A 22,926-nucleotide genomic window follows, 5' to 3' on the forward strand; every position below is an offset into this window, starting at 1 on the left:
ATTTTTACCTGTTTAGCAGAAGGAAAGTTTTATGAATTACAAAGCAATAACATTAGCAGCAATTTTGGGGATTTCTACACCTGCAATTATAGATGTAGCAATGACTCAACCTGCGCTGGCACAAAAGTTTAATTATCCCAAGGGACATTTTGGTGATCAAGATTGGGAAGTAAGTTTATATTTTCAAAATAATGTCTATTCCTATTATGGAGAAAATCGCCGTAATCGTAATTCCAACATTAATCTATCTGGTGCTGTAACTTCAGGAACTAATGATCGGCAAGTTTATACTTGGAATAATAATGGTATGAAATATCGAGTAACTTGGCGGCCTAGTGATCCTAATTTTATTCGTGTTCAGGTGATTAATTCAAAAGGGAAGGTGATTTTAAATCGGCTACTTCAGGCTATTAATTATGATGATGTGATCTCTCCATAGATTAAGTTTAGGTTTGATGATATTGGGTAATTGGTGATAACTGATTACCTGTTTTTATTGTTGTTAATAAAAATTACTGTTAGTAACTAAATTTTGATAGACAATACATATATGCTATAATTTTTCTAGTCTGTATTAACAAGAGGATCACAATGAGTTTAGTAATTTCCGAAGATATTGTTCAAGCCAGTGGATTATCAGAAAAAGAATTAATTTTAGAATTAATCATTCTATTATTTCAAATAAAAAAAATTAGTATTGGTAAAGCATCTGAACTAGCGCAAATGCCTTTACTGCAATTTCAACATGAATTAGCAATTAGAAATATCCCTGTTCATTATGATGAAAGTGATTTGGAAGTTGATTTAAAGAATCTGCTATAATCTACCTATATAAAATCAACATCACAAAACTATGAAAAAAATAGAAATTGAACTTAATCAAGCAACTTACGACAAAATAGAAAAATTGACACAAACTCATCATTGCCAAGTTTCAGATTTAATCAAAGCTATGATTGATCAACTAACTAAACCAGAAATGATCAATAATTCATTTATTGGTGAATGGTCAAATGATGCTGAGTTAGTAGATCAAATGATTGAAGATATTTTACTAACCAGAAATTGATAAATAGTGTATCAAGATAAGAGACTTGAAACAATGTTACAGAACACTTATCAACTCCCCTTGACATTTGAGCAAATTCTAACTTTAGTTAAACAACTTTCTGATTCAGAGAAGTTATTACTCAGTAAAGAACTAGAAAAAGAAACGTTGAATAAAAAGTTAACAGAATTACTGGAAATATTTCAAACTGATGAATTGTCATTAGCAGAAATTACAGAAGAAGTAGAAATTGTCCGTTCTCAAATTTATGCCAGAAAACAACAAAATAGATGCTAATTATTACTATTTAATTTTGAACACAACCCGCCCAGAACTGATAGCGTAGCGTGGCGTTAGCCATAGTTCAGGGCTAATAAATAAAGTCCGTTAAAACGGACTCGGAAATTTTGTTTAGTCGTCTTTAGATGACTTCTGCTATTAGACATGGCTACGCCACGCTTCGCTATCAGAATTCATTCTGAGGCGGGCTATTAATTACCAATTACCTATTAGCCAAATATTGATACATCTCCCATCGTGCATCCACTTCCGCTTGCGCTTGCGCTAACAATTGTTTAGCAATTTCCGGTTTACTCTTAATTAACATCTTAAACCGGTTCTCCTGATACATGGATTTTTCCACTGACTCAGAAGGTGCTTTCATATCCAATTGTAGGGGATTTTTACCCTGTTCTTGCAATGCAGGATTATAACGATATAACAACCATCTACCAGAGTCAACTAAGGCTTTTTGTTGTTGTAAACCAGTGGTCATATCAATCCCATGAGCAATACAATGACTGTAGGCAATAATTAAGGATGGACCATCAAAAGCTTCCGCTTCTAAGAATACTTTTAATGTGTGTTCATCCTTCGCACCTAAAGCGACACTGGCCACATAAACATTACCGTAAGTCATGGCCATTAAACCTAAATCTTTCTTCGCTGCGGGTTTACCACTTGCGGCAAATTTAGCGACTGCTGCGGTAGGAGTTGCTTTAGAAGATTGACCACCTGTGTTAGAATAAACTTCTGTATCCATAACCAAGATATTGACATTTTTACCACTGGCTAAAACGTGATCAATTCCATGAAAGTCAATGTCATAAGCCCATCCATCACCACCAACTATCCACACACTTTTCTTGACTAAATAATCAGCAAGAGATGTGAGATTTGCGATTTTTGTTTTTAGATTTTGGTCATGTTTAGATGCGGAAATTTCATCAAGTTTTTGCTTGAGAACTTCCACATTTTCCCGTTGTTCCCAAATATCAGCTTCGGTTTTTTGTTCATTTTTGAGGATATCATTAACTAAATTATCCCCAATTTCACTACTTAATTGTTGCAGTAATTCGGCTGCAAATTCTGCTTGTTTATCAATAGATAAACGATAACCAAAACCAAATTCGGCGTTATCTTCAAATAAACTATTGGACCATGCTGGACCCCTTCCTTCTGCGTTTTGAGTCCAGGGAGTTGTGGGGAGGTTTCCACCATAAATAGAAGAACAACCGGTTGCGTTGGCAATGAGTGAGCGATCGCCAAATAATTGTGTTAATAATTTCAGATATGGTGTTTCTCCACATCCTGCACAAGCACCGGAAAATTCAAACAATGGTTCTTGCAGTTGTTGTTGACGAATTTGATTTAATTTCAACTTTCTGCGGTCGGGATTTGGTAAACTTAAAAAGAAATCCCAATTTTCTCTTTCCTGTTCTCTCAGGGGTAACTGCGGACTCATGTTGATAGCTTTTTTGGTGGGTTCTGCTTTATTTTTCGCAGGACAAACATCCACACAAATACTACAACCTGTACAGTCTTCCGGTGCAACTTGAATAGTAAATTTCTGACCAGCAAAGCTTTTATCTTTTGCATTTGCTGACTTAAAACTTACAGGTGCATTTGCTAATTTATCCGCTTCATAAACCTTAGCGCGGATAGTTGCATGAGGACAAACCATCACACATTTACCACATTGAACGCAGACATCCTCATCCCAAACCGGAATTTCTTCCGCAACGTTGCGTTTTTCCCATTTTGCGGTTGCAGTGGGGAAAGTTCCATCTGCGGGTAAAGCGCTTACAGGTAAGTCATCACCTTCCCAAATCATAATTTTACCCAGAACATCATTGACAAATTTGGGTATGTTGTTCTGTAAAGATTTGGGTTTTTCTGGGACAGCTTTTACCTTTCCTACCTTCACAGGATAGAGATTTTCTAAGGTGTTATCAACAGCTTTTAAATTCATGTTGACAACATCTGCACCTTTTTTACCGTAGGTTTTTTCAATCGCTTGTTTAATTTTGGCGATCGCCTCTTTTTCTGGCAATACCCCCGCTAATTTGAAGAAACACACCTGCATAATAGTGTTAATTCTTCTTCCCATCCCGCTATTTTTTGCCACCTGACTAGCATTAATAGCATAAACTTTCAGGTCTTTATCAATAATTTGCTGTTGCACCTTTACAGGTAAATTTTTCCAAACTTCCTTCGCAGGATAGGGACTATTTAATAAAAATGTCGCTCCAGTGGCAGCATTTTTTAAGATATCAATTGTCTCCAGAAAACCCCAATGATGACAACCGATAAAATTAGCTTGGTTGATCAGATAAGTGGAGCGAATTTTCTCAGCACCAAACCGTAAATGAGAAACCGTCATTGAACCAGACTTTTTAGAATCATACACAAAATAACCTTGAGCATTATTTTCTGTACCTTCTCCAATAATTTTAATAGAGTTCTTATTTGCACCTACCGTACCATCAGAACCCAAACCATAAAACATTGCACGCACAACGCTATCTGGTTCTGTAGAGAAGTTGGGATCAAAATTCAAAGAAGTAAAAGTGACATCATCATTAATCCCAATAGTAAAATGATTCTTGGGTTTTGATTGACGGAGATGATCAAAAACCGCTTTTACCATTGCAGGGGTAAACTCTTTAGAAGATAACCCATATCTACCTCCGACAATTTTCGGGAATGTGGTTTTTTTCCATCCTTCATGGATAGCGGTGACTACTTCTAAATATAAAGGTTCACCTGCGCTTCCTGGTTCTTTAGTTCTATCCAAAACCGCAATAGATTTGACACTATTAGGTAAAGATTCGATAAATCTGCCCACATCAAAAGGTTGAAAAAGTCGAACTTTGATAACTCCCACTTTTTCACCTTGTTTATTCAGATAATCTACAGTTTCATGGACAGTTTCACAACCAGAACCCATGAGAATAATTACCCGATCCGCTAGGGGATGTCCATGATATTCAAACAATTTATAATACCGTCCTGTTTGTTCTCCAAACTTATCCATAATACGTTGCACAATATCAGGACAAGCATTATAAAAAGGGTTTGCACCTTCACGGGATTGAAAGTAAACATCGGGGTTTTGTGCTGTTCCTCTTAACACTGGTTTATCAGGAGTTAAACAGCGTTGACGATGTGCAGATATTAATTCTAAAGGTATTAATTCCTCTAAAACTTCATCAGATAATAACTCAATTTTTTGCACTTCATGGGAAGTTCTAAAACCATCAAAAAAGTGCATAAAAGGTACTCTAGTTTCTAAAGTTGCAGCTTGAGAAATAAGAGCAAAATCATGACTTTCCTGTACAGAAGCAGAACATAAAAATGCAAAACCTGTGCTTCTAGCTGCCATCACATCACTATGATCACCGAAAATAGATAAAGCGTGGGTAGCTAAAGAACGTGCGGAAACATGAAGGACAAAACTAGTTAATTCTCCCGCAATTTTAAACAAATTGGGAATCATTAATAACAAACCTTGGGAAGCGGTGAAAGTTGTACTTAAAGCACCTGTTTGTAATGCACCATGCACCGCAGCAGCAGCACCACCTTCACTTTGCATCTGGGTGACATTAGGAATTGTACCCCATAAATTAGGTTTATTTTCTGCCATCCAAGCATCCGCCCATTCACCCATATTTGATGATGGTGTGATGGGATAAATTGCAATTACTTCATTTAATTTGTAAGCTACACGCGCAACCGCTTCATTACCATCAATTGCCGCATAAGATTTAGCTAATTTAGCCATGATTTTTCTTCCTGTGTCTGTTGTGGTTATTTCAAATTTACGCAGATCATCGTAAAATATAAGATTTGAAACTTGCTAAACTCAGGAAGTAATTTTGTAATGTTTTCTACTTTTTTAAAGCTCACGCCAAGACGCCAAGACGCAAAGGAAGAGTTTTTTTAAAATATATTAAATCTGCTGTAATTACAAATCATTAATTATTGTAGCAGATGGTGAAGATGATATGTATTTCTATATTAATGATGTACTCAAGATGGGAAAGGTTTGATTTGTTAAAGTTTTCTGATTTTCAAGGGGTAGGGGTGCAGGATATTTTGAAAAATGATGTTTGACATTGTTGGTTTTTTGTGGGTATAATTAAGTTATAAGTTTCTGTGTTTTTACATATTCAAGGTAAATTATGAATTTTCCAGACTGGGAAATAGAAGCTGAACTAGAACGGATGAAAAGAGAGTTAAATATCTCTAAGAGTAATAATGATAATGCTAATTCTCAAGGTTTAGATGATGTAATTAATAAATTAAATCATTTGGTGGGAATGGAAAATGTAAAAAGTGACATTAACACCTACATTAATTTCTTAAAAGTTCAAAAAATGCGAAAAGAACAAGGTTTACCTAATATCTCTGTTTCCTTGCATTCGGTTTTTTGTGGTCCTCCGGGAACAGGTAAAACTACGGTTGCGCGGTTGATGGGTGAAATATACAAAGAATTAGGAATACTTGCAAAATTCGTTTTTCAATCTTTCCCAGTTGTCAAACGAATAATTTCAACCTAGATATTTATTGGGTATCTGGGTATGTATATATTTTTATTTTATATGCTAAAATAGTATCTATCCTAAAAAAAGAGGTGAAAACATGAACAACACATCTATTAAAGAACAAACAACCTATCAACGAATTTCTGCAATTGTGAAAAATCTGATTGCTAATAATAGTGTGTATCAAGAAAGATTAGAACGAGAACAGATGATTGAAAAAATGTTGGAACTTTTTACTAAACCAAATTCAGGAGATGACGTAGAAACCATAGCTGATGATGACTTATCACAAATAATTAATAAAATTTTAGCACTACACGCAATGGCAGGTTTATTAGATGATCTAACACCTGAAGAAATGGCAATATTTGATGAAGCGGTGAAACGGAAATAAGTCAATGGCATATCTACTAGATACCAACATTGTTACAGCAATTATCAAGCGTAATCCAAAAATAACTACCAAGCTAGAAATTGCTACTCGTCACCAGCAAAAACTTTTTATTAGTGGGATGACTTATTATGAAATTCAAAGAGGTCTTTTAGCTATAAACGCTACGAGAAAGTTAATTGATTTCGAGAAGTTATCCCATGAATACACGATATTGCTATTAGATGATATGGCAATTTTCAAAAAAGCATCAGAAATTTATGCTGACTTAAAACAAAGAGGTTTACCAATTCAAGATGCAGATATATTTATAGCCGCTACCGCAATAATTCACGATTTAACCTTAGTTTCCCATGATTCCGATTTATCAAGAATTACAGGTTTAAAATTAGAAAATTGGTTATAGAAATCAGTAATGACTCGTTCCTAGTCTCCAGACTGGGAATGCAAACCCAGAGGTTCTACCTCTGCAAACGTAAACTCAGAGATACTACGTCAAACATAACTTATAAAAACCCCTTGGATCATACATGAAATTATTATAAACACAGAACAACAAAATAATCAATCCCCAAACCTTGAAAATTCGTGAGTTATTGACACCATTCTCAATAGTATTCTCAATAAGTCCCTAACTATTGCGAAAAACTGCCAGTCGCAACTTTTTTCCCACAAAATAGATTTAAAAAAATTATCATTCAGCAAAAAACTAAATTACAGCTATTTTTTCCCACATTCAAAATCAGGGAGAAACAAAAAACTGAATAAGCTAAAATACAAACAGAGTCAGTCTTTCTATTGAAAATATACCCATGCTGGAGAATCTGCAAACCCAAATTTATCAAATCGAACAATTTGCCAACACCCTGGTTACTAACCAACTCACTCACCTCAGCGTGATCAGTATTGCGATTATTTTCGCTGCGGGTTTGTTGACAAGTTTAACACCATGTATGCTATCCATGCTGCCAATTACTATTGGTTATATTGGCGGTTATGAAGCAAAAAGTAGATTACAAGCTGCTGCACAATCAACCTGGTTTGCATTAGGATTAGCTACTACATTAGCAGGTTTAGGAATTATAGCAGGTTTGGTAGGAAAAGTCTACGGTCAAGTAGGAATTGGTCTACCAATTATTGTTAGTATTCTCGCTATTATTATGGGGTTGAATTTATTAGAAGCCTTACCTTTACAATTCCCATCTTTAGGTGAAACAAATTGGATATCTAATGATTTACCTCCTGGTATTCGTTCCTACTCTATTGGTTTAACATTCGGGTTAGTTGCTTCCCCGTGTAGCACACCAGTTTTAGCCAGTTTATTAGGTTGGGTTGCTAATACTCAAGATTTGCTTTTAGGTGCAGTTTTACTACTTGCTTATACTGCGGGATATGTGACACCTTTAATTTTAGCAGGTACTTTTACTGCAACAATTAAAAAACTGCTAGAATTGCGTCGTTGGTCTGGTTGGATCAACCCGGTTAGCGGTGCTTTGTTAGTGGGTTTCGGGGTGTTTTCTTTACTTTCTCGTCTTCCTTTTGGTAGTTTATAAAGAAGCTTTCAGCTATCAGTAATCAGCTTTCAGCTTTTATTAATCAACTATGAGACTATGATTGAGTTAAATGATAACAGGATGAACTTTCAATATATTTCCTGTTCCCTGTTCCCTATTCCCTATTCCCTATTCCCTATTCCCTATTCCCTATTCCCTCAAATAAACCATGACTGTAGATAATTCGACATCCAAAGAATTTAATTTTTTTTCTGTTCCGGTTCGCTTTTTGAAACGGGAAATTTTACCTGTTATTACTGATTTAAGGTTAGCAATTATTCTGTTATTAATTATTGCTATTTTCAGTGTCAGTGGTACGGTAATTGAACAAGGACAAACACCCGCTTTTTACCAAGCAAATTACCCTGAACATCCCGCTTTATTTGGTTTTTTGACTTGGAAAGTTATTCAAGTTGTGGGTTTGGATCATGTTTATCGTACTTGGTGGTTTTTGGCTTTATTAGTGTTATTTGGTACGAGTTTAACTGCTTGTACTTTTACCCGTCAGTTACCAGCTTTAAAAGCTGCCCAAAAATGGCAATATTATGATGATCCGAAGAAGTTTAAAAAGTTAGCTTTGAGTGCAGAATTAAATGATGTTGCTTTAAATTCCATCACTCCAATTTTAACCAAAAACCGTTATAAAATCTTTCAATCATCAGAAAAAAATGATATTCTCTATGCTCGCAAAGGTATCATCGGACGCATTGGACCGATTATTGTACATATCGGTATTGTGATGATTTTACTGGGGGGTATTTGGGGAGCAATGACGGGTTTTATGGCTCAAGAAATGATTGCTTCTGGTGATACTTTCCAGGTAAAAAATATCATTGATGCGGGTGCTTGGTCTTCTCAAGATGTATTAAAAGATTGGTCATTGAAGGTAAATAGATTTTGGATTGATTATACTCCCAAAGGAGGTATTGATCAGTTTTATTCTGATTTATCTGTTGTGGATCATGAAGGTAAAGAAATAGATCATGAAAAAATTTATGTGAATAAACCTTTGCGTTATCATGGTGTGGTTTTTTATCAAACAGATTGGGGTATTTCCAGCGTTAGAATTAAACTCAATAATAGTCCCATTTTCCAATTACCAATGGCGTTGTTAGATACCCAAGGTAAAGGTAGACTTTGGGGTACTTGGATACCTACAAAACCAGATTTAAGTGAAGGTGTTTCTCTGTTAGCTAAAGATTTACAAGGCATGGTTTTAATATATGATGGTCAAGGAAAACTAATTAATACCGTGCGTTCAGGAATGTCTATTCCTGTAAATGGGGTAAATTTGAAAGTTGTTGATGTGGTAGGTAGCACGGGTTTACAAATTAAATATGATCCGGGTATTCCTATTGTTTATAGTGGTTTTGCTTTGTTGATGTTGGGTGTGGTGATGAGTTATTTTTCCCATTCCCAAATTTGGGCTTTGCAAAAAGGTGATGTTTTGTATATTGGTGGTAAAACTAACCGCGCTCAAGTTACCTTTGAAAGAGAGGTTCTGGGAATTTTAGAACAACTGACTCAACCAGCTACAAAATAATTTTTTAAATTTGGGCAACAATAGCAATTAAGTGGTGTATTTTATAGGTATAATACCGCTAATTAAGGTGCGTATATCCTATGGATAAATCAAAAATACAGTCACTAATTGCTATTATCCACCAAGAACTCATTCCCAATTTCGTAATTGAAAGTGTCCATCCCCACAACCCGATAGAAGTACGCGCTATCCCCTCTCCCTGGGAGTTGTTGGGTACAGGAAACTATGCAGCGGTGGTTGTTCATCCTGAATATCCTGATGTGGTGGTGAAAATGTACGCACCTGGTCGGCCTGGGTTTGAGGAGGAATTGGAGGTTTACCAGCGTCTTGGTTCTCATCCTGCTTTTTCTGAGTGTTTTTATGCTCATGATGGTTTGTTGGTTTTGAAAAGATTATTTGGTGTTACTCTTTATGATTGTTTACATCGAGGTTTGCGTATTCCTCCCAAGGTAATTAAAGATATTGATTATGCTTTGGACTATGCTCGCACTCGCAGACTTTACCCCCATGATGTACATGGTAAAAATGTGATGATGTTTGAGGGTAGGGGTTTGGTGGTGGATATTTCTGATTTTCTGCAACAGGAAAAATGCTCAAAATGGGATGATTTAAAAAGAGCTTATTATTTGATATATTTGCCTATTTTTTACACTTTGCGGTTACGAGTTCCTTATGCTTTGTTAAATACAGTCCGTAAAACTTACCGTTTTATTAGGTTTATTTCTGGTCATATTTTGGCATTTATTAATAGGTTAATGGGTAAGAAGTCTCTCAAAAATTAATCAGGTTAATTATGCCTAAGAAAATTAGGGAATTAAAGAAAATGCTCAAAAAATCAGGTTTCACAGAACGTCTAGGTAAAGGAAGTCACACTAACTAGACTCATCCATTATATCCTGGAAGAATTACAATATCAGGTAAGGATAGTAAAGATGCTAAACCATATCAAGAAAGTGAAATTCTAGCAGCAATAGAAATTATTAACGCCAAAGAAAATGAACAAAATTAATGGGACAATGGATAAATTAAGATATCAAATGATCATTCAATGGTCAGAGGAAGATGATTGTTTTTTAGTTAGTTTACCTGATTTTCCTGGACAAAAATGGCGCACTCATGGAGAAACTTATGAAGAAGCTGTTGCTAATGGTAAAGAAGCTCTAGAATCTTTAATAATTTCTTATGAAGCTGATGGTGAATCTTTACCTGAACCTAATATTTATAAAATGGCTGGTTAGTGATAAAAAAATCTCCAAAACATTATGTAATGAGGACTGAAGTCCTCACTACATAACTTATTAGATAACTGCTTATTTGCGTTTTTTATGCTTTACTTCCACCACTGTATGCACATTTCCACGGGGAGTAAAATCAGCTTTTACTGTCATTTTCAAAGGATCGCAAGCTGCAACTACATCATCTAAAATTTGATTTGCTGTTTCTTCGTGGGAAATATAGCGATCGCGGTAACTGTTAATATACAGTTTTAAAGCTTTCAATTCTACTACCTTTTCATCCGGTACGTAGGAAATGTAAATAGTCGCAAAGTCAGGATACCCAGAAAAGGGACATTTACAGGTAAATTCGGGTAAAGTAATATCAATATCATATTCTCTACCTGGACGCGGATTGGGAAATGTAATTAGTTTTCCTTCTTCAATCTCACGTTCACCATATTTCATTTCTGGTTTTGCGGTGGTTACTGTTTCAGACAAGGAATTACTCATAAACTGATTTGGGAAAATATTCTAGAAAAATGCAGAGATTCATGAATACTAATAATAATTTAACATTGACAACACCTATTTCACACTTAAAATTCACTGTTGCTCTTTTCCCAGTCTGGGCAATTTTCGTCATCCCAACCGTGGGGGTGCATTGCACAAACTAACAAATTACCACCATAAGCTTGACCATGATAATTGTTGCAACCTATACAAGCGGGATTTTGTTCCTTTGTTGCTTCCACCTGATATGGAAAACCTGGATCTACATCTGTCACCACGTCTTCCAGTTCCCAGTATGCTTCCATCAGCGGTTCTGCTAATTCCTGTAAATACTGGTCAATTTCCGCAGCAATGTTATTCTGTACCTCGAAGGTAATTTCTTCCGTTAGCTCAAAAAAAGCATCTACCATGTCATTAATTCCTTGGAAGAAGTTTTCGACTTCATCAGCCACAGTTTCGATGATATCAACTAAGTCTTTTTGCCACGGTTCCATAAGCTTAACTGTCTTACTGGCTACAAACAGGACGCTTCCGGTTTCTCGGTTGTCAGTGTGATCATAACTGGAATATAGTCATAAATGCACATCCAACCAGTTTTAGTTTTAGCGTCATTCCCCAAATTAACCCAAATTAAACATTTCAATCACAACTCCTGCTGAGGTTCAGGGTAGAAATTAGTTTTTACTGAGTTCTTACTGATCGCGTTTAAGCTGTTCTAATTGTTTTTTCAGGTCTAGCACTTGTTGACGCAGGTGATCCACGTTTTCTTTGGGAGTTTGTTTAACAGTCGGTTCTTCATCTTCCCCTATTATTTCGATGCGACGGGGTTCAGAAGCTTCTGTTTTTTCTGTGGTTTCACCAGATGTTTGGTGCTGTTGGGCTTGTCTCATCATATCTTCTACGAAACGACGAGCTTCTTCTGTGTTCATTTCGCCCTTGGCCACCATTTCGTCAGCCAGTTTTTGGACTTGCGATCGCAGTTCCGCTAATTTCCCCCCTGCTTTTTCGCCTGCGTAAGAAGCCAAGCCTACACCCAGGTAAAAAGCTTTTTGTACAATATCTCCAAAACCAGGCATTGCTGCAAAGCACTCCTAAAAATAGGGCGACCCGGAGACTACGCCTATCGCAAGCATCCCGTATTGCTGCTACCTTCCGGTCCTGACAAAGTTTGGGCGTTGAGATCGCATAGATCCAGGTCTGAAATCATCATAACATCAAATTTCTAAAAATGTGCATCATTCCACAACAATTTTCCATTCGTAAAGTTGATAACTCACACAACCGTTGACTACTAAGGGATCAGCAGCCACGATGGACTGCGCTTCATCCATTGAAGTTGCCTCAAACAACATCATCCCCCCTCCTTTTTGCGCCCAATAGCCCGTTTTGGCTTGGTGTCCTTTATCTATCAATGCTTTTACGTAAGCTGTATGGGCTGGTACGTATTTATCAAAAGTGGGCTTATCCACTAAACCTGCTTCAATTTTGACAAACCAAGGCATAATAATTAAGTAGTTTAGATTTTTCTTAAATTATCATATTGGTAATTGGTGATTGGTGATTGGTGATTGGTGATTGGTGATTGGGGATAATCAAGTCAAAAGTCAAAATTCACAATCTCAGAAACTTTTGCCTTTTGCCTTTTTCTTTCTGTTCCCTGTTCCCTGTTCCCTTAAATTATGAATCGCTTTTTTATTGCTATCCTTCCACCCCAACATATTCAAGATTACGCTAACGAAATTAAACAACATTTTGTTAATAATTATGGTAGTCGGGGCGCTCAAAATTCCCCTCCACATATCACTCTACAGCCTCCTTTTATGTGGGAAAAAAAGGAAATATCAATTTTAGAAACCTTTATGGAAACTTTCGCCAAAAAGCAGAATTACTTACCCATTACACTTGATGGTTTTGCGGCTTTTCCTCCTCGTGTTATATACATAAATGTAGTAAAAAGTCAAGCAATTTTAAAATTACAATCAGATTTAATGAATGATATAGAAAGTAGTTTGGGAATCATCGGTAAAGATGGGAAAAATCACTCTTTTACCCCTCATCTTACCGTCGCCAGGAGAGATTTAAAAAAAGATGATTTTCCTGCTGCATGGAATGACTTTAAAGAACGTCAGGTATATTTTGAATTTACGCCTTCTCATCTTACCTTACTACTCCATGACGGCAGACAGTGGAACGTTAAATCAGAGTTTTCTTTTCAGTAATAAATCTTGAAAAAAAATTTACCTTTCTTTAACCATAAAAATCTATCCTTTGGTGGATAATGAGGGAATAGTAAGTTAATTTTCCAACTATCTCCCAGTATAACTTTATGACAACCAAATTAATTCTCAATTCTAATGAAATCCTTAAATTAGGATCTGAAGGGGCAAAAGTTGAGCAGTTGCAACAAATATTAAAAATTCTCAACTTTGATCCTGGCATCATAGATGGTAATTTTGGGAATAAGACTGTAGTAGCAGTGAAACAGTTTCAAACAGCAAAAAGACTTGAAGCTGATGGGGTAGTGGGAACAGGCACTCAGACGGTTTTAAACAATGCTTTAAATGATTTAGAGAAGGCGAGTTTAGTTCTTTATGGTGGTGCAACTGGTAAACTACCTTTACCAGGGGTAGCGCTGATTAAAGAATTTGAAGGTTTATTTCTTAAAGCTTATCCTGATCCGTTAAGTGGTGGTAAACCTATTACTATTGGTTGGGGAACCACTCGCAAGAAAAATGGTGGTGAGTGGAAATTAGGTGAAACAATTACTAAAGCAGAAGCAGACGAGTTGTTAATGTTGCAGTTAGAAAATAGCTATCTGCCAACTTTAGAGAAAATTCCTGTATGGGATGTGTTAAATGTTAACCAACAGGGTGCTTTATTGAGTTTTGGTTATAATTTAGGTGCTAATTTCTATGGTGCAAAGAATTTTGAGAGTATAACCAGAGTTTTAAAGAATCAACAATGGGATCAAATTGAAGAGACGTTTGTTAAATATAGAAACCCTGGTAGTTCAGTGGAAGCAGGGTTGAGAAGGAGGAGATTAGCAGAAGCTAAATTGTTTTTAACTCCAGTAAGTTAGTGTTGAGGTAATGTCTCTTCCTCCGGTAGCCTTGCATTATTGGATAGGGAATAAACTGTGATTTATAACTTATCCAATAACGGTAAAATTCTTTGTAATTCTCCACAAGCAACTTTGAGAGAAGGAGGAGCATTATTATCTAAATTACCTTGATAACATTGATTGACTAATTGTTCAACATAAGGTTTACATTCTGACTGCTTTTTAAATTTGGTATATTCTGTTTCCTCATCAACATTTTCACTGTGGAGATAATGTATCCAAGTTTCAATATTTCTTTTAGGAACAAATACTGCTATAGCTTCATCAGGTTGACGCAGTGGATGAGAATTTTCTGTGAGTACATCATTTAATTGTTGTAGTCTTTCTGCGACAGTTTTTTTATCTGCGTCAATTAAAACAATTAACATTCCCGCACGTTTATTTTTTTGTCTGCGATATTCTACAACTTCTTTAGCATATTTTTCCCTGACAAACTGCTCACCTGCACCTTTAGGACAAATTTCAGTGCGGATATTTCTATCTATAATAAAACCACGCTTCTGCAAAAAATGAATTGCAAAAACTTCCTGTTGTTTATCCTCACATAAAATCACAATTTGCACTCTTTTTTGGCTCATGATAACCATCCCCGTGCAATTAGTTCAGAAATTTTTAATCCTGCATCATCAGCTTCTTCATTGCTAATTTTTCTCACTCTTACAGGTGCGTTGCTTTGACGTTCAAACCAATAACCAATAGGGGAAGCTAATAGATAATTAATACATTCGGGATGATGGGAAATTAATAAAGATTGTAGTTTTCCTTCATCACAAAAATCATATAGTTGTCTTAACCAAGGTTGAATTTCTAGAAGTGCTAAAAAGTTTTCTGGTTCATCAATACAAATTGTATAATCAATAGTATTTTCTTCTGATTTCATAAAGTAAATTAATGTATATAAGATAATTAAAACTTTTTGTCCATCTGATAATTCACCCAAATGATAATCAATAGTATTTTTACTATCTGTATCTGATGCAAATTTTAATTTTAACCCTACATATTGTTCTCCTAGAGATTCAAATTTAAAACTTCTAAAACCATCTAATACTTCTTTTAAGACATTGATTAATTCTGCTACTTTGCCCTGATCTTGGGAAATGTATTTATACCAAGCAACAAAATTTTCAGCTTTAGAACCTAAATCTTTTGTTTCCACACCACCACTTTTTATTAAAATAGGAACAATTTGGACAATTATAATTTTTTCTATTCTTTCTGTAAACCAAGTTAATTTTGTGTTATCACTTCTTGGTACTAAAGAAGATAAGATAGATTGATATGATAAAAATGGATATTTTGCACTTTGGGAATAATCATCTTTTAAAAGCGTAACTTCACTATTTTCATATTTTAAGAGTGGATAACCGTTAAACCATAATTTTTCAGAGAAAATAGATATTTTATTTTCCTTAGCTTCTATGGCTAATTCATATTTATATTTACCACCATTACCATCAATTTCTAATTCATATCTTTGTATGGGTAAAGTTTGCCAACGAGTAAAATCAAAATAATCAAAAATAGCTTCTAATTTAGCATCACCTAATATAAAACTTTGTAATTTTCTCAAAGCTTCAAAAATTGTTGACTTACCTGAACCGTTACCACCAAGAAATAAGTTAATTGAGTCAAAATTAAGTTCAAAATTTACCAAACACCGAAAATTATCAATATAAATACGCTTTAACATAAAAATTCCCTCCTTATCAAACCCTATCATACAACGCCAATTACTAGAGGATCTTGTTCACCACAGCCTGATCACAAGGTAAACTGATGGAATTGACTGATCAACATTAGTGAACTTATGACTGCGTTTTTATTAGAAGTTGGTACAGAAGAACTACCCGCAAGCTTTCTGAGTGGTGCGATCGCACAATGGCGATCGCGTATTCCTCAAACTCTAGAAGCTAATAGTCTCAAAGCGGAAACGGTGGAAGTTTTTGGAACTCCCCGACGGTTAGCAGTTCTCATCACCGGTTTACCATCTCAACAACCCGACAAAGAAGAAGAAATAAAAGGACCACCTGCACAAGCTGCATTTAAAGATGGTCAACCTACCAAAGCAGCAGAAGGTTTCGCTAAAAAACAAGGTGTGGAACTGTCAGCTTTAGAAGTGCGTTCTACGGATAAAGGTGATTTTGTTTTTGTTAATAAAAAGACACTTGGACGACCAGTAGCAGAAATTTTAACCGAACTTGTACCCCAGTGGGTTTGGAATTTGGAAGGAAAGCGGTTAATGCGGTGGGGAAGCGGTGATGGTAGGTTTTCCCGTCCTATTCGCTGGTTAGTTGCTTTATTAGATGGGGATGTTTTACCCTTAGAATTGCAGAACGGTGAGAAGATAGTTAAAAGCGATCGCATTTCTCCAACCCATCGCGTTTTACATCCCGAACCTGTCACCATTTCCCACGCAACAGAATATGTAAATACTCTCCGTTCTGGTTATGTGATCGTTTCCCTAGAAGAACGGGAAAACATCATTGTTGAACAAGTCAAAACCGCAGTGCAAAAATTAGGCGGTTTCACAGAAATTTACCCAGACTTATTAGAAGAAACCACCAATTTAGTAGAATATCCTACCGCAGTAGTTGGAAAATTTGAAGATGAATTTCTCAAATTACCTACAGAAGTTTCAACCACAGTTATGGTAACGCACCAGCGTTATTTCCCTGTTTTCAAAACTGCGGAAAATAAAGAACTTTTACCTAATTTCGTCACCGTTTCTAACGGCGATCCGACAAAATCAGATATCATTGCTGTAGGAAATGAAAGAGTAATTCGGGCGCGTTTAGCAGATGGTAGATTTTTCTATGAAGCTGATTTAGCAAAACCCTTAGAAAGCTTTTTACCACAATTAGAAACCGTCACATTTCAAGAAGATTTAGGTTCAGTTAGAGGTAAAGTTGAGAGAGTTGTAAATATTGCCAATCTCATTTCTCAACAATTGCAATTAACAGAAAGTGAAAGTAATAAAATTCAACGTGCAGCTTTATTATGTAAAGCAGATTTAGTAACCCAAATGGTGTATGAATTTCCTGAATTACAAGGAATTATGGGGGAAAAATACGCCTTAGCTAGTGGTGAAGATGCAGAAGTAGCCAGGGCAATTTTTGAACATTATTTACCCAGAAATGCAGATGATATTTTCCCGGAAACTCTCACAGGGCAAATAGTAGGTTTAGCAGATAGATTAGATACTTTAATTAGTATCTTTGGTTTGGGGTTAATTCCCTCCGGTTCTTCCGATCCTTTTGCTTTAAGAAGGGCTGCAAATGCTATCATTAATATTACTTGGGTTTCTAATTTGCAGATCAATTTAGAAAAGCTATTAGAACAGATAGCAACGAATTTTGCATCTACATTTAATAAAGATGCCAAATCTTTAATTAGCACATTACGGGAATTTTTCCTGCAACGTATCCGCACCTTATTACAAGAAGAAAAACAGATAGATTATGACTTGGTAAATGCGGTATTGGGAGAAAACGATCCAGAGTACACAGAACGCGCATTACAGGATTTATTGGATGTACGCGATCGCGCAATTTATTTACAACAAATCCGCAAAGATGGTACATTAGAAAAAATCTATGAAACCATTAACCGTTCTACTAGACTGGCTGCACAAGGTGATTTAGATTTCCAACAATTAGAACCAAAAACATTAATAAATCCTGAATTATTCCAAAAATCATCGGAATCAGCATTTTATAACACCCTAGTAGAATTAGTACCCCAAACCCAAACCGCACAGCAAACACGCAACTATCAACTGTTAATAGCAGCACTAGAAAAAATTGCTCCCACCGTGAGTAAATTCTTTGATGGAGAAGATAGCGTTTTAGTCATGGACCCAGACCCCAATATTAAGCGAAATCGGTTAAATTTGCTGGGATTATTGCGAAATCATAGCCGTGTATTAGCTGACTTTGGCGCAATTGTGAAAAATTTGTAAAAAATCTGTAGCAAAAGTAATCAAAAAGTGGTGTAATTTTTGCCAATTAACGCTAGTATAGGGTAGCTTAACCAGGGATGCTACACAGTCTATGCCAGAAGCTCTTGTGATAGGATTGGGAAAGTCCGGTGTTGCTGCGGCAAGATTGTTGAAACAGGAAGGATGGGAGGTGGAACTTTGCGATCGCAATACCTCCCCAAACCTCCTGGAACAACAACAAGAACTTGCTAAAGAACAAATTACCGTCAAATTAGGACACACCCCAGATTTTGAAAGTTTAAATTTAGCTAACAAATTACCTAAATTAATAGTAGTTAGTCCTGGTGTACCTTGGGACATTCCTATCTTGTTAAAAGCGCGAGATTTAGGAATAGAAACCATTGGGGAAATGGAACTCGCATGGAGACATTTACAAGATATTCCTTGGGTGGCAATTACAGGTACAAACGGTAAAACCACCACCACCGCGTTAACTGCTGCTATTTTTCAAGCTGCCGGTTTTAATGCTCCTGCTTGTGGTAATATCGGTTATGCTGCTTGTGAGGTGGCTTTAAATGAAAAGCAAATTGAAGAAAACGAACCGCAAAGTACGCAAAGTACACAAAGGGAAGAGGGTTTTAAAGAGATTGTAAATGAGTCTTTTTTGGTTGAAGAAAGAAGTAAGGAAGATATACAAGGAACTATCGAAAATCCAAAGTCTAAAATTCAAGGTTCTGTAGATTGGGTAATAGGTGAATTAAGTAGTTATCAAATAGAATCTTCTGTAACTCTTGCACCGAAAATTGGTATTTGGACGACGTTTACACCAGATCATTTAGCCCGTCATCAAACCTTAGAAAATTACTACAATATTAAAGCCAAACTGTTAAAAAATTCCCAGTTGCAAATATTTAACGGTGATGATGTTTATTTAAACAAAATTGGTTTAAATCAATGGGATAATGCTTATTGGACAAGTGTAAAAGGTGCAGATTTTTTAATAGGTGAAAAAGGCTTTTATATAGAAAATGGCTGGGTCATAGAAAAATTATCTGCAAATTCCCCACCTCAGAAAATTGTCGAAGTTTCTGCTTTGCGAATGGTAGGAGAACATAACCAACAAAATTTATTAATGTCAGTTGGTGCAGCGAGACTAGCAGGAATAGAAATAGCAGCAATTTGTCGCGCTGTGAGTGAATTTCCTGGTGTTCCCCATCGCTTAGAACATATTTGTACATGGTCAGAAATTGACTTTATTAATGATAGTAAAGCCACAAATTATGATGCTGCTGAAGTTGGTTTAGCATCAGTAAAAAGTCCAGTAATTTTAATAGCTGGTGGTGAAGCAAAAGCAGGGGATGATACAGCTTGGTTAAAGAAAATTCAAGATAAAGCTGCTGCTGTTTTACTCATTGGAAGTGCTGCAAATGCGTTTTCTCAAAGATTAAAAGAAGTGGGATATAATAACTTTGAAATTGTGGAAACAATGGATCAAGCTATTCCCAGATCCGCAGAATTAGCTAAAAAATATCAAGCGTCAGTAGTGTTATTATCTCCTGCGTGTGCGAGTTTTGATCAATATCCTAATTTTGAAATTAGGGGTGAACATTTCCGGGAGTTGTGTTTAAGTTGGGTAGATAAAATGCAGGGATAATTTAACGCAGGTACACGCAGATAGACGCAGATGAAAGAAAAAATTAATTAAAATATCTGCGTTTATCCCAAAAACCCCAATTTAAAAAACATCACCGGAACAAAACGAAAAAGTCTTACCTTTGCGTACTTTGCGTCCTTTGCGGTTAAAATAAAAATAAATGTACACATTTAGGATCATCCCCATTCATCTATGGATAAAAAATATAAATTAACTCTGAAGATAGATAAATTATCAAGTTCATAAATGGTTAAATTCAATAGAGTCTTTCACTTCTGTAAAACAAGGTTTGGTAAAAAAACCAAGCCTTTTTTATCAATTGATAATTGATAATTGACAATTGACAATTGTTTCATTAAAATTTTAAGTAGTCGTGCAAAATCTGAAAACTATTCGTTTACGCACTTTTATTTCTTTAATCATTATTCTCATTACAGGACTTTTATACAGTAAATACCGTTATTCTGTTTCTTGGTTAAATCAAGAGGTAGGAGGTGTTTTTTATGTGATATTTTGGTGTTTATTGGCATTTCTATTTATTCCCACCCGTCGCGCAGTTTAGCAAATTCCATTATGGGTATTAGCAATTACTTGTTTCATAAAATTCTTGTAATTATGGCATCCCCCATTTTTAGATTATTTACCTTCATTTTGGTGGGGAAAAATGGTATTAGGAAACGTATTTAATTGGGCAGACTTTACCTATTATTTTATTGGTAGTGGTTTAGGATTGCTAGGATTAAAATTGTTAATTCAGGTAAATAAAAAGTAAAAAATGGCGGGCAAGATGCCCACCCCACAAGAATTTTCTTATTACTTCTTTCCCTTCCTTTCTTCCTTTGCGTCTTTGCGTCTTTGCGTGAGATATAAAATAAACTAACCCAAAAACAACTTATAAGCAGGATTTTGACTTTCATCCCAATAACAATAACCCAAAGAATCAAGAAACTCCTGCCATTGATTCATTTCATGGGGTGGAACTTGCATTCCTACCACAATTCGCCCATAATCTGCCCCATTATTGCGATAATGAAATAAGCTAATATTCCAATCAGGAGACATAGAACCCACAAATTTCATCAACGCACCAGGACGTTCAGGAAATTCAAACCGATATAATAATTCATGATCAGCAAGGCTAGAATGTCCCCCTACCATGTGCCGTAAATGTAATTTTGTTAATTCATCATCTGTTAAATCAATAGTTTTTAAACCATTAGCTTCAAACTTTTCTACTATTTTCGCTGCATCGGCGCGGTTTTCAATTTGCACACCCACAAATATATGAGCTTCTTTGGTATCGGCAATGCGATAATTAAATTCTGTTAAATTGCGATCGCCTAAACATTCACAAAACTGACGCAGACTTCCCGGTTTTTCAGGAATATTCACCGCAAAAATCGCTTCTCGACGTTCTCCAAATTCTGCCCTTTCTGCCACGAAACGCAAGCGATCAAAGTTCATGTTAGCACCGCAAGCCACAGCAACCAGGTTTTCCCCTTGTATTTGTTCTCGTTCTGCATAAACTTTAGCAGCAGCTACAGCCAATGCTCCCGCAGGTTCTAAAATAGAACGGGTATCTTCAAAAACATCTTTGATCGCTGCACAGGTAGCATCGGTATCCACCAAAATAATTTCATCTACATATTGCTGACACAAGCGAAAGGTTTCTTCTCCCACTTCCCGCACCGCTACCCCATCAGCAAACAAACCCACCTGAGACAAGCGTACACGATGACCGGCTTTGAGAGATTGAGACATAGCATCAGCGTCTACCGGTTCGACACCGATAATTTTGATTTCGGGACGCAAGCGTTTCACGTAAGCAGCGATACCAGCAATTAAACCACCGCCACCAATAGCGACGAAAATGGCGTGAATAGGTTGTTGATATTGGCGGAGAATTTCCATACCGATAGTTCCCTGGCCTGCGATGACATCAGGATCATCAAAGGGATGTATAAAGGTTAACCCTTTTTCCGCCTCTAATTGACGGGCGTGGGCGTAAGCGTCATCATAGGTATTTCCATATAAAACCACCTCTCCCCCCCGTGCTTTGACGGCGTTAATTTTTACTTGGGGAGTGGTAACGGGCATAACAATAATAGCTTTTGTACCTAAGCGACTAGCAGATAAGGCCACACCTTGGGCATGGTTGCCGGCGGATGCAGCAATTACACCTTGTTTGAGTAAGTCTGGGGGCAGGTTAGCCATTTTGTTATATGCACCCCGCAGTTTGAAGGAGAAGACAGACTGCATATCTTCACGCTTTAGTAGCAGTTTGTTGTTGATGCGGTTCGAGAGGTTGGGTGCATATTCCAGTGGTGTTTCCTGGGCTACATCGTAAACGCGGGCTGTAAGGATTTGTACCAGGTAGTCGCAATACATGGGCTATAGATGCAATGTGGGGTTGGATTGTTAATTTTACCGCTTGTTGGGTAGTTGGGGGGATGGGTTTGGAAAATGGTTTCGCACCTCTGAGATTACAGCAATTCCGGCATTATTAGAGTTATTGGATATCACATTACCCTGGTTGATGGGTTTCTACAAAAATTTCCATCATTAACCGTGATTTTTACAACTACCTTCCCCATGATGGTGGTGTTCGTGATTATTTCCATGAGCGCAACCTTGTAAGTCTTGCTGCATTAAATTTTCACTCATTTGTTTAAAAGACTCATCCACGGGTTTTAAACCTATCCATGCGTCGATTTTTTCCACATCAAAACCTACTTCTCTTTGTTCCCCTACTTCTAATAAAGGACGACGGATCAATAGGGGATCTCTCAACATCATCATTAAAGCGGTTTCTGCGTCAACATTTTCCGGGTTTACCTCTCCTGATTTTATGCTAGGTGCAGCTTTGTTGAACCATTCAATCACGGGGCGATCGCCAAAAAATGATTTTAATCTTTCTTTTGTCCAAGGTTCTGTTAATAAGCTATATGCTATCACTTGATGACCTGCTGCTGTGAGTAATACTTTCTGTCTGGTGTTGTTTTTACAGCCTGGTTTTTCATAGAAAATTACTCTGGCCATTGTTGTTTCTCCTATAGGTTTCAAGTTTGATTTTTGGATGGGAAATCATGAAACGCAGATGAACACAGATAAACGCAGATGAAA

General features: G+C 36.4%; 25 protein-coding genes, 1 other RNA gene and 1 pseudogene. 17 read left to right on the plus strand and 10 right to left on the minus strand.

The genetic code is table 11. The annotated features are described in order from the left end of the window. The first annotated feature begins 31 nt into the window (after positions 1 to 31). The 4 genes from IQ237_RS06900 to vap15 all read left to right on the plus strand — a co-directional run bounded on the left by IQ237_RS06900 (position 32) and on the right by vap15 (position 1,345). Positions 32 to 439 carry a hypothetical protein gene (locus IQ237_RS06900; protein ID WP_194053608.1) on the plus strand — a complete coding sequence of 136 codons (408 nt, stop codon included), beginning with the start codon at positions 32 to 34 and terminating at the stop codon, positions 437 to 439. A 152-nt stretch (positions 440 to 591) separates the two neighbouring features. Next, positions 592 to 822, plus strand: a complete 231-nt coding sequence (locus tag IQ237_RS06905) for a UPF0175 family protein (protein WP_194053610.1) — start codon at positions 592 to 594, stop codon at positions 820 to 822. Between the two features lie 31 nt (positions 823 to 853). Continuing rightward, positions 854 to 1,069: a hypothetical protein gene (locus IQ237_RS06910; protein WP_194053612.1), complete on the plus strand. Its 216-nt coding sequence runs from the start codon at positions 854 to 856 to the stop codon at positions 1,067 to 1,069. A 33-nt stretch (positions 1,070 to 1,102) separates the two neighbouring features. Continuing rightward, the gene (vap15, locus tag IQ237_RS06915; RefSeq protein ID WP_194053614.1) at positions 1,103 to 1,345 is read left to right on the plus strand and encodes a type II toxin-antitoxin system VapB15 family antitoxin; all 243 of its coding nucleotides are present in this window, start codon (positions 1,103 to 1,105) and stop codon (positions 1,343 to 1,345) included. A 205-nt stretch (positions 1,346 to 1,550) separates the two neighbouring features. Here the strand turns inward: vap15 and nifJ are convergent, their stop codons facing one another. Beyond that, the gene (nifJ, locus tag IQ237_RS06920; RefSeq protein ID WP_194053616.1) at positions 1,551 to 5,111 is read right to left on the minus strand and encodes a pyruvate:ferredoxin (flavodoxin) oxidoreductase; all 3,561 of its coding nucleotides are present in this window, start codon (positions 5,109 to 5,111) and stop codon (positions 1,551 to 1,553) included. A 400-nt stretch (positions 5,112 to 5,511) separates the two neighbouring features. On the opposite strand from nifJ, the gene IQ237_RS06925 reads away from it, so the two are divergent. The 7 genes from IQ237_RS06925 (at position 5,512) to IQ237_RS06955 (ending at position 10,599) form a co-directional block, all read left to right on the plus strand. Continuing rightward, complete coding sequence (locus IQ237_RS06925; protein ID WP_194053618.1) at positions 5,512 to 5,889, plus strand: hypothetical protein; 378 nt, start codon at positions 5,512 to 5,514, stop codon at positions 5,887 to 5,889. Between the two features lie 82 nt (positions 5,890 to 5,971). Continuing rightward, positions 5,972 to 6,268 (plus strand): hypothetical protein, encoded by a 297-nt coding sequence (locus IQ237_RS06930; protein WP_194053620.1) that lies wholly within the window; start codon positions 5,972 to 5,974, stop codon positions 6,266 to 6,268. 4 nt (positions 6,269 to 6,272) lie between these two features. Next, positions 6,273 to 6,671, plus strand: coding sequence for a type II toxin-antitoxin system VapC family toxin (locus IQ237_RS06935; RefSeq protein ID WP_194053622.1), 399 nt, complete (start codon positions 6,273 to 6,275; stop codon positions 6,669 to 6,671). Between the two features lie 406 nt (positions 6,672 to 7,077). Further along, positions 7,078 to 7,818, plus strand: a complete 741-nt coding sequence (locus IQ237_RS06940) for a cytochrome c biogenesis protein CcdA (protein ID WP_194053624.1) — start codon at positions 7,078 to 7,080, stop codon at positions 7,816 to 7,818. Positions 7,819 to 7,987: 169 nt separating this feature from the next. Beyond that, positions 7,988 to 9,361 (plus strand): cytochrome c biogenesis protein, encoded by a 1,374-nt coding sequence (locus IQ237_RS06945; protein ID WP_194053626.1) that lies wholly within the window; start codon positions 7,988 to 7,990, stop codon positions 9,359 to 9,361. Positions 9,362 to 9,441: 80 nt separating this feature from the next. After that, positions 9,442 to 10,143 carry a serine/threonine protein kinase gene (locus tag IQ237_RS06950; protein WP_194053627.1) on the plus strand — a complete coding sequence of 234 codons (702 nt, stop codon included), beginning with the start codon at positions 9,442 to 9,444 and terminating at the stop codon, positions 10,141 to 10,143. 234 nt (positions 10,144 to 10,377) lie between these two features. After that, complete coding sequence (locus tag IQ237_RS06955) at positions 10,378 to 10,599, plus strand: type II toxin-antitoxin system HicB family antitoxin (RefSeq protein WP_096572740.1); 222 nt, start codon at positions 10,378 to 10,380, stop codon at positions 10,597 to 10,599. A 72-nt stretch (positions 10,600 to 10,671) separates the two neighbouring features. Here IQ237_RS06955 and queF read toward each other — a convergent pair whose 3' ends face one another. The 5 genes from queF to IQ237_RS06980 form a co-directional block, all read right to left on the minus strand. Next, positions 10,672 to 11,088, minus strand: coding sequence for a preQ(1) synthase (gene queF / locus IQ237_RS06960; RefSeq protein ID WP_194053628.1), 417 nt, complete (start codon positions 11,086 to 11,088; stop codon positions 10,672 to 10,674). A gap of 86 nt (positions 11,089 to 11,174) precedes the next feature. Then, positions 11,175 to 11,582 (minus strand): hypothetical protein, encoded by a 408-nt coding sequence (locus tag IQ237_RS06965; protein ID WP_194053629.1) that lies wholly within the window; start codon positions 11,580 to 11,582, stop codon positions 11,175 to 11,177. 198 nt (positions 11,583 to 11,780) lie between these two features. Beyond that, the gene (locus tag IQ237_RS06970; RefSeq protein WP_194053630.1) at positions 11,781 to 12,164 is read right to left on the minus strand and encodes a phasin family protein; all 384 of its coding nucleotides are present in this window, start codon (positions 12,162 to 12,164) and stop codon (positions 11,781 to 11,783) included. 25 nt (positions 12,165 to 12,189) lie between these two features. Next, an RNA gene (ffs, locus tag IQ237_RS06975) (signal recognition particle sRNA small type) lies at positions 12,190 to 12,286 on the minus strand. A 37-nt stretch (positions 12,287 to 12,323) separates the two neighbouring features. Continuing rightward, entirely contained in the window at positions 12,324 to 12,590 is a 267-nt protein-coding gene (locus IQ237_RS06980) for a YciI family protein (RefSeq protein WP_194053631.1), read from the minus strand. 177 nt (positions 12,591 to 12,767) lie between these two features. Between IQ237_RS06980 and IQ237_RS06985 the strand changes: the two genes are divergently transcribed. After that, complete coding sequence (locus IQ237_RS06985) at positions 12,768 to 13,307, plus strand: 2'-5' RNA ligase family protein (protein ID WP_194053632.1); 540 nt, start codon at positions 12,768 to 12,770, stop codon at positions 13,305 to 13,307. Positions 13,308 to 13,414: 107 nt separating this feature from the next. Next, positions 13,415 to 14,167 carry a glycoside hydrolase family protein gene (locus IQ237_RS06990; RefSeq protein ID WP_194053639.1) on the plus strand — a complete coding sequence of 251 codons (753 nt, stop codon included), beginning with the start codon at positions 13,415 to 13,417 and terminating at the stop codon, positions 14,165 to 14,167. Positions 14,168 to 14,229: 62 nt separating this feature from the next. Here IQ237_RS06990 and IQ237_RS06995 read toward each other — a convergent pair whose 3' ends face one another. Both IQ237_RS06995 and IQ237_RS07000 read right to left on the minus strand, forming a co-directional pair. Continuing rightward, on the minus strand, positions 14,230 to 14,787 hold the full coding sequence (locus IQ237_RS06995) for a hypothetical protein (RefSeq protein ID WP_194053640.1): 558 nt from the start codon (positions 14,785 to 14,787) through the stop codon (positions 14,230 to 14,232). Then, positions 14,784 to 15,902, minus strand: a complete 1,119-nt coding sequence (locus tag IQ237_RS07000) for an AAA family ATPase (protein ID WP_194053641.1) — start codon at positions 15,900 to 15,902, stop codon at positions 14,784 to 14,786. Before IQ237_RS07000 ends, IQ237_RS06995 begins: the two co-directional genes overlap by 4 nt. A gap of 117 nt (positions 15,903 to 16,019) precedes the next feature. Between IQ237_RS07000 and glyS the strand changes: the two genes are divergently transcribed. The 4 genes and pseudogenes from glyS to IQ237_RS26170 form a co-directional block, all read left to right on the plus strand. Continuing rightward, positions 16,020 to 18,170, plus strand: a complete 2,151-nt coding sequence (gene glyS / locus IQ237_RS07005; RefSeq protein ID WP_194053642.1) for a glycine--tRNA ligase subunit beta — start codon at positions 16,020 to 16,022, stop codon at positions 18,168 to 18,170. Between the two features lie 91 nt (positions 18,171 to 18,261). Continuing rightward, entirely contained in the window at positions 18,262 to 19,803 is a 1,542-nt protein-coding gene (gene murD, locus IQ237_RS07010; RefSeq protein ID WP_194053643.1) for a UDP-N-acetylmuramoyl-L-alanine--D-glutamate ligase, read from the plus strand. 373 nt (positions 19,804 to 20,176) lie between these two features. Continuing rightward, positions 20,177 to 20,365, plus strand: coding sequence for a hypothetical protein (locus IQ237_RS26165; RefSeq protein ID WP_228019798.1), 189 nt, complete (start codon positions 20,177 to 20,179; stop codon positions 20,363 to 20,365). 63 nt (positions 20,366 to 20,428) lie between these two features. Next, positions 20,429 to 20,575 (plus strand): annotated as a pseudogene (locus IQ237_RS26170) (DUF2809 domain-containing protein); the annotation flags it as partial. A 104-nt stretch (positions 20,576 to 20,679) separates the two neighbouring features. Here IQ237_RS26170 and ilvA read toward each other — a convergent pair. Together ilvA and IQ237_RS07025 are read right to left on the minus strand one after the other, a co-directional pair. Further along, complete coding sequence (gene ilvA / locus IQ237_RS07020) at positions 20,680 to 22,191, minus strand: threonine ammonia-lyase, biosynthetic (protein WP_194053644.1); 1,512 nt, start codon at positions 22,189 to 22,191, stop codon at positions 20,680 to 20,682. Between the two features lie 174 nt (positions 22,192 to 22,365). Beyond that, positions 22,366 to 22,842, minus strand: a complete 477-nt coding sequence (locus tag IQ237_RS07025) for an ArsC/Spx/MgsR family protein (RefSeq protein WP_194053646.1) — start codon at positions 22,840 to 22,842, stop codon at positions 22,366 to 22,368. Between the last annotated feature and the right edge of the window lie 84 nt (positions 22,843 to 22,926).

This window comes from Sphaerospermopsis sp. LEGE 08334, from assembly GCF_015207205.1.
Taxonomy (GTDB): Bacteria; Cyanobacteriota; Cyanobacteriia; order Cyanobacteriales; family Nostocaceae; genus Sphaerospermopsis.

Bases quoted from the DNA above. Each gene is read 5' to 3' on its own strand.
- IQ237_RS06900 (WP_194053608.1), top strand. From the start codon at position 32: ATGAATTACAAAGCAATAACATTAGCAGCAATTTTGGGGATTTCTACA.
- IQ237_RS06905 (WP_194053610.1), top strand. From the start codon at position 592: ATGAGTTTAGTAATTTCCGAAGATATTGTTCAAGCCAGTGGATTATCA.
- IQ237_RS06910 (WP_194053612.1), top strand. From the start codon at position 854: ATGAAAAAAATAGAAATTGAACTTAATCAAGCAACTTACGACAAAATA.
- vap15 (WP_194053614.1), top strand. From the start codon at position 1,103: ATGTTACAGAACACTTATCAACTCCCCTTGACATTTGAGCAAATTCTA.
- nifJ (WP_194053616.1), bottom strand. From the start codon at position 5,111: ATGGCTAAATTAGCTAAATCTTATGCGGCAATTGATGGTAATGAAGCG.
- IQ237_RS06925 (WP_194053618.1), top strand. From the start codon at position 5,512: ATGAATTTTCCAGACTGGGAAATAGAAGCTGAACTAGAACGGATGAAA.
- IQ237_RS06930 (WP_194053620.1), top strand. From the start codon at position 5,972: ATGAACAACACATCTATTAAAGAACAAACAACCTATCAACGAATTTCT.
- IQ237_RS06935 (WP_194053622.1), top strand. From the start codon at position 6,273: ATGGCATATCTACTAGATACCAACATTGTTACAGCAATTATCAAGCGT.
- IQ237_RS06940 (WP_194053624.1), top strand. From the start codon at position 7,078: ATGCTGGAGAATCTGCAAACCCAAATTTATCAAATCGAACAATTTGCC.
- IQ237_RS06945 (WP_194053626.1), top strand. From the start codon at position 7,988: ATGACTGTAGATAATTCGACATCCAAAGAATTTAATTTTTTTTCTGTT.
- IQ237_RS06950 (WP_194053627.1), top strand. From the start codon at position 9,442: ATGGATAAATCAAAAATACAGTCACTAATTGCTATTATCCACCAAGAA.
- IQ237_RS06955 (WP_096572740.1), top strand. From the start codon at position 10,378: ATGGATAAATTAAGATATCAAATGATCATTCAATGGTCAGAGGAAGAT.
- queF (WP_194053628.1), bottom strand. From the start codon at position 11,088: ATGAGTAATTCCTTGTCTGAAACAGTAACCACCGCAAAACCAGAAATG.
- IQ237_RS06965 (WP_194053629.1), bottom strand. From the start codon at position 11,582: ATGGAACCGTGGCAAAAAGACTTAGTTGATATCATCGAAACTGTGGCT.
- IQ237_RS06970 (WP_194053630.1), bottom strand. From the start codon at position 12,164: ATGCCTGGTTTTGGAGATATTGTACAAAAAGCTTTTTACCTGGGTGTA.
- IQ237_RS06980 (WP_194053631.1), bottom strand. From the start codon at position 12,590: ATGCCTTGGTTTGTCAAAATTGAAGCAGGTTTAGTGGATAAGCCCACT.
- IQ237_RS06985 (WP_194053632.1), top strand. From the start codon at position 12,768: ATGAATCGCTTTTTTATTGCTATCCTTCCACCCCAACATATTCAAGAT.
- IQ237_RS06990 (WP_194053639.1), top strand. From the start codon at position 13,415: ATGACAACCAAATTAATTCTCAATTCTAATGAAATCCTTAAATTAGGA.
- IQ237_RS06995 (WP_194053640.1), bottom strand. From the start codon at position 14,787: ATGAGCCAAAAAAGAGTGCAAATTGTGATTTTATGTGAGGATAAACAA.
- IQ237_RS07000 (WP_194053641.1), bottom strand. From the start codon at position 15,902: ATGTTAAAGCGTATTTATATTGATAATTTTCGGTGTTTGGTAAATTTT.
- glyS (WP_194053642.1), top strand. From the start codon at position 16,020: ATGACTGCGTTTTTATTAGAAGTTGGTACAGAAGAACTACCCGCAAGC.
- murD (WP_194053643.1), top strand. From the start codon at position 18,262: ATGCCAGAAGCTCTTGTGATAGGATTGGGAAAGTCCGGTGTTGCTGCG.
- ilvA (WP_194053644.1), bottom strand. From the start codon at position 22,191: ATGTATTGCGACTACCTGGTACAAATCCTTACAGCCCGCGTTTACGAT.
- IQ237_RS07025 (WP_194053646.1), bottom strand. From the start codon at position 22,842: ATGGCCAGAGTAATTTTCTATGAAAAACCAGGCTGTAAAAACAACACC.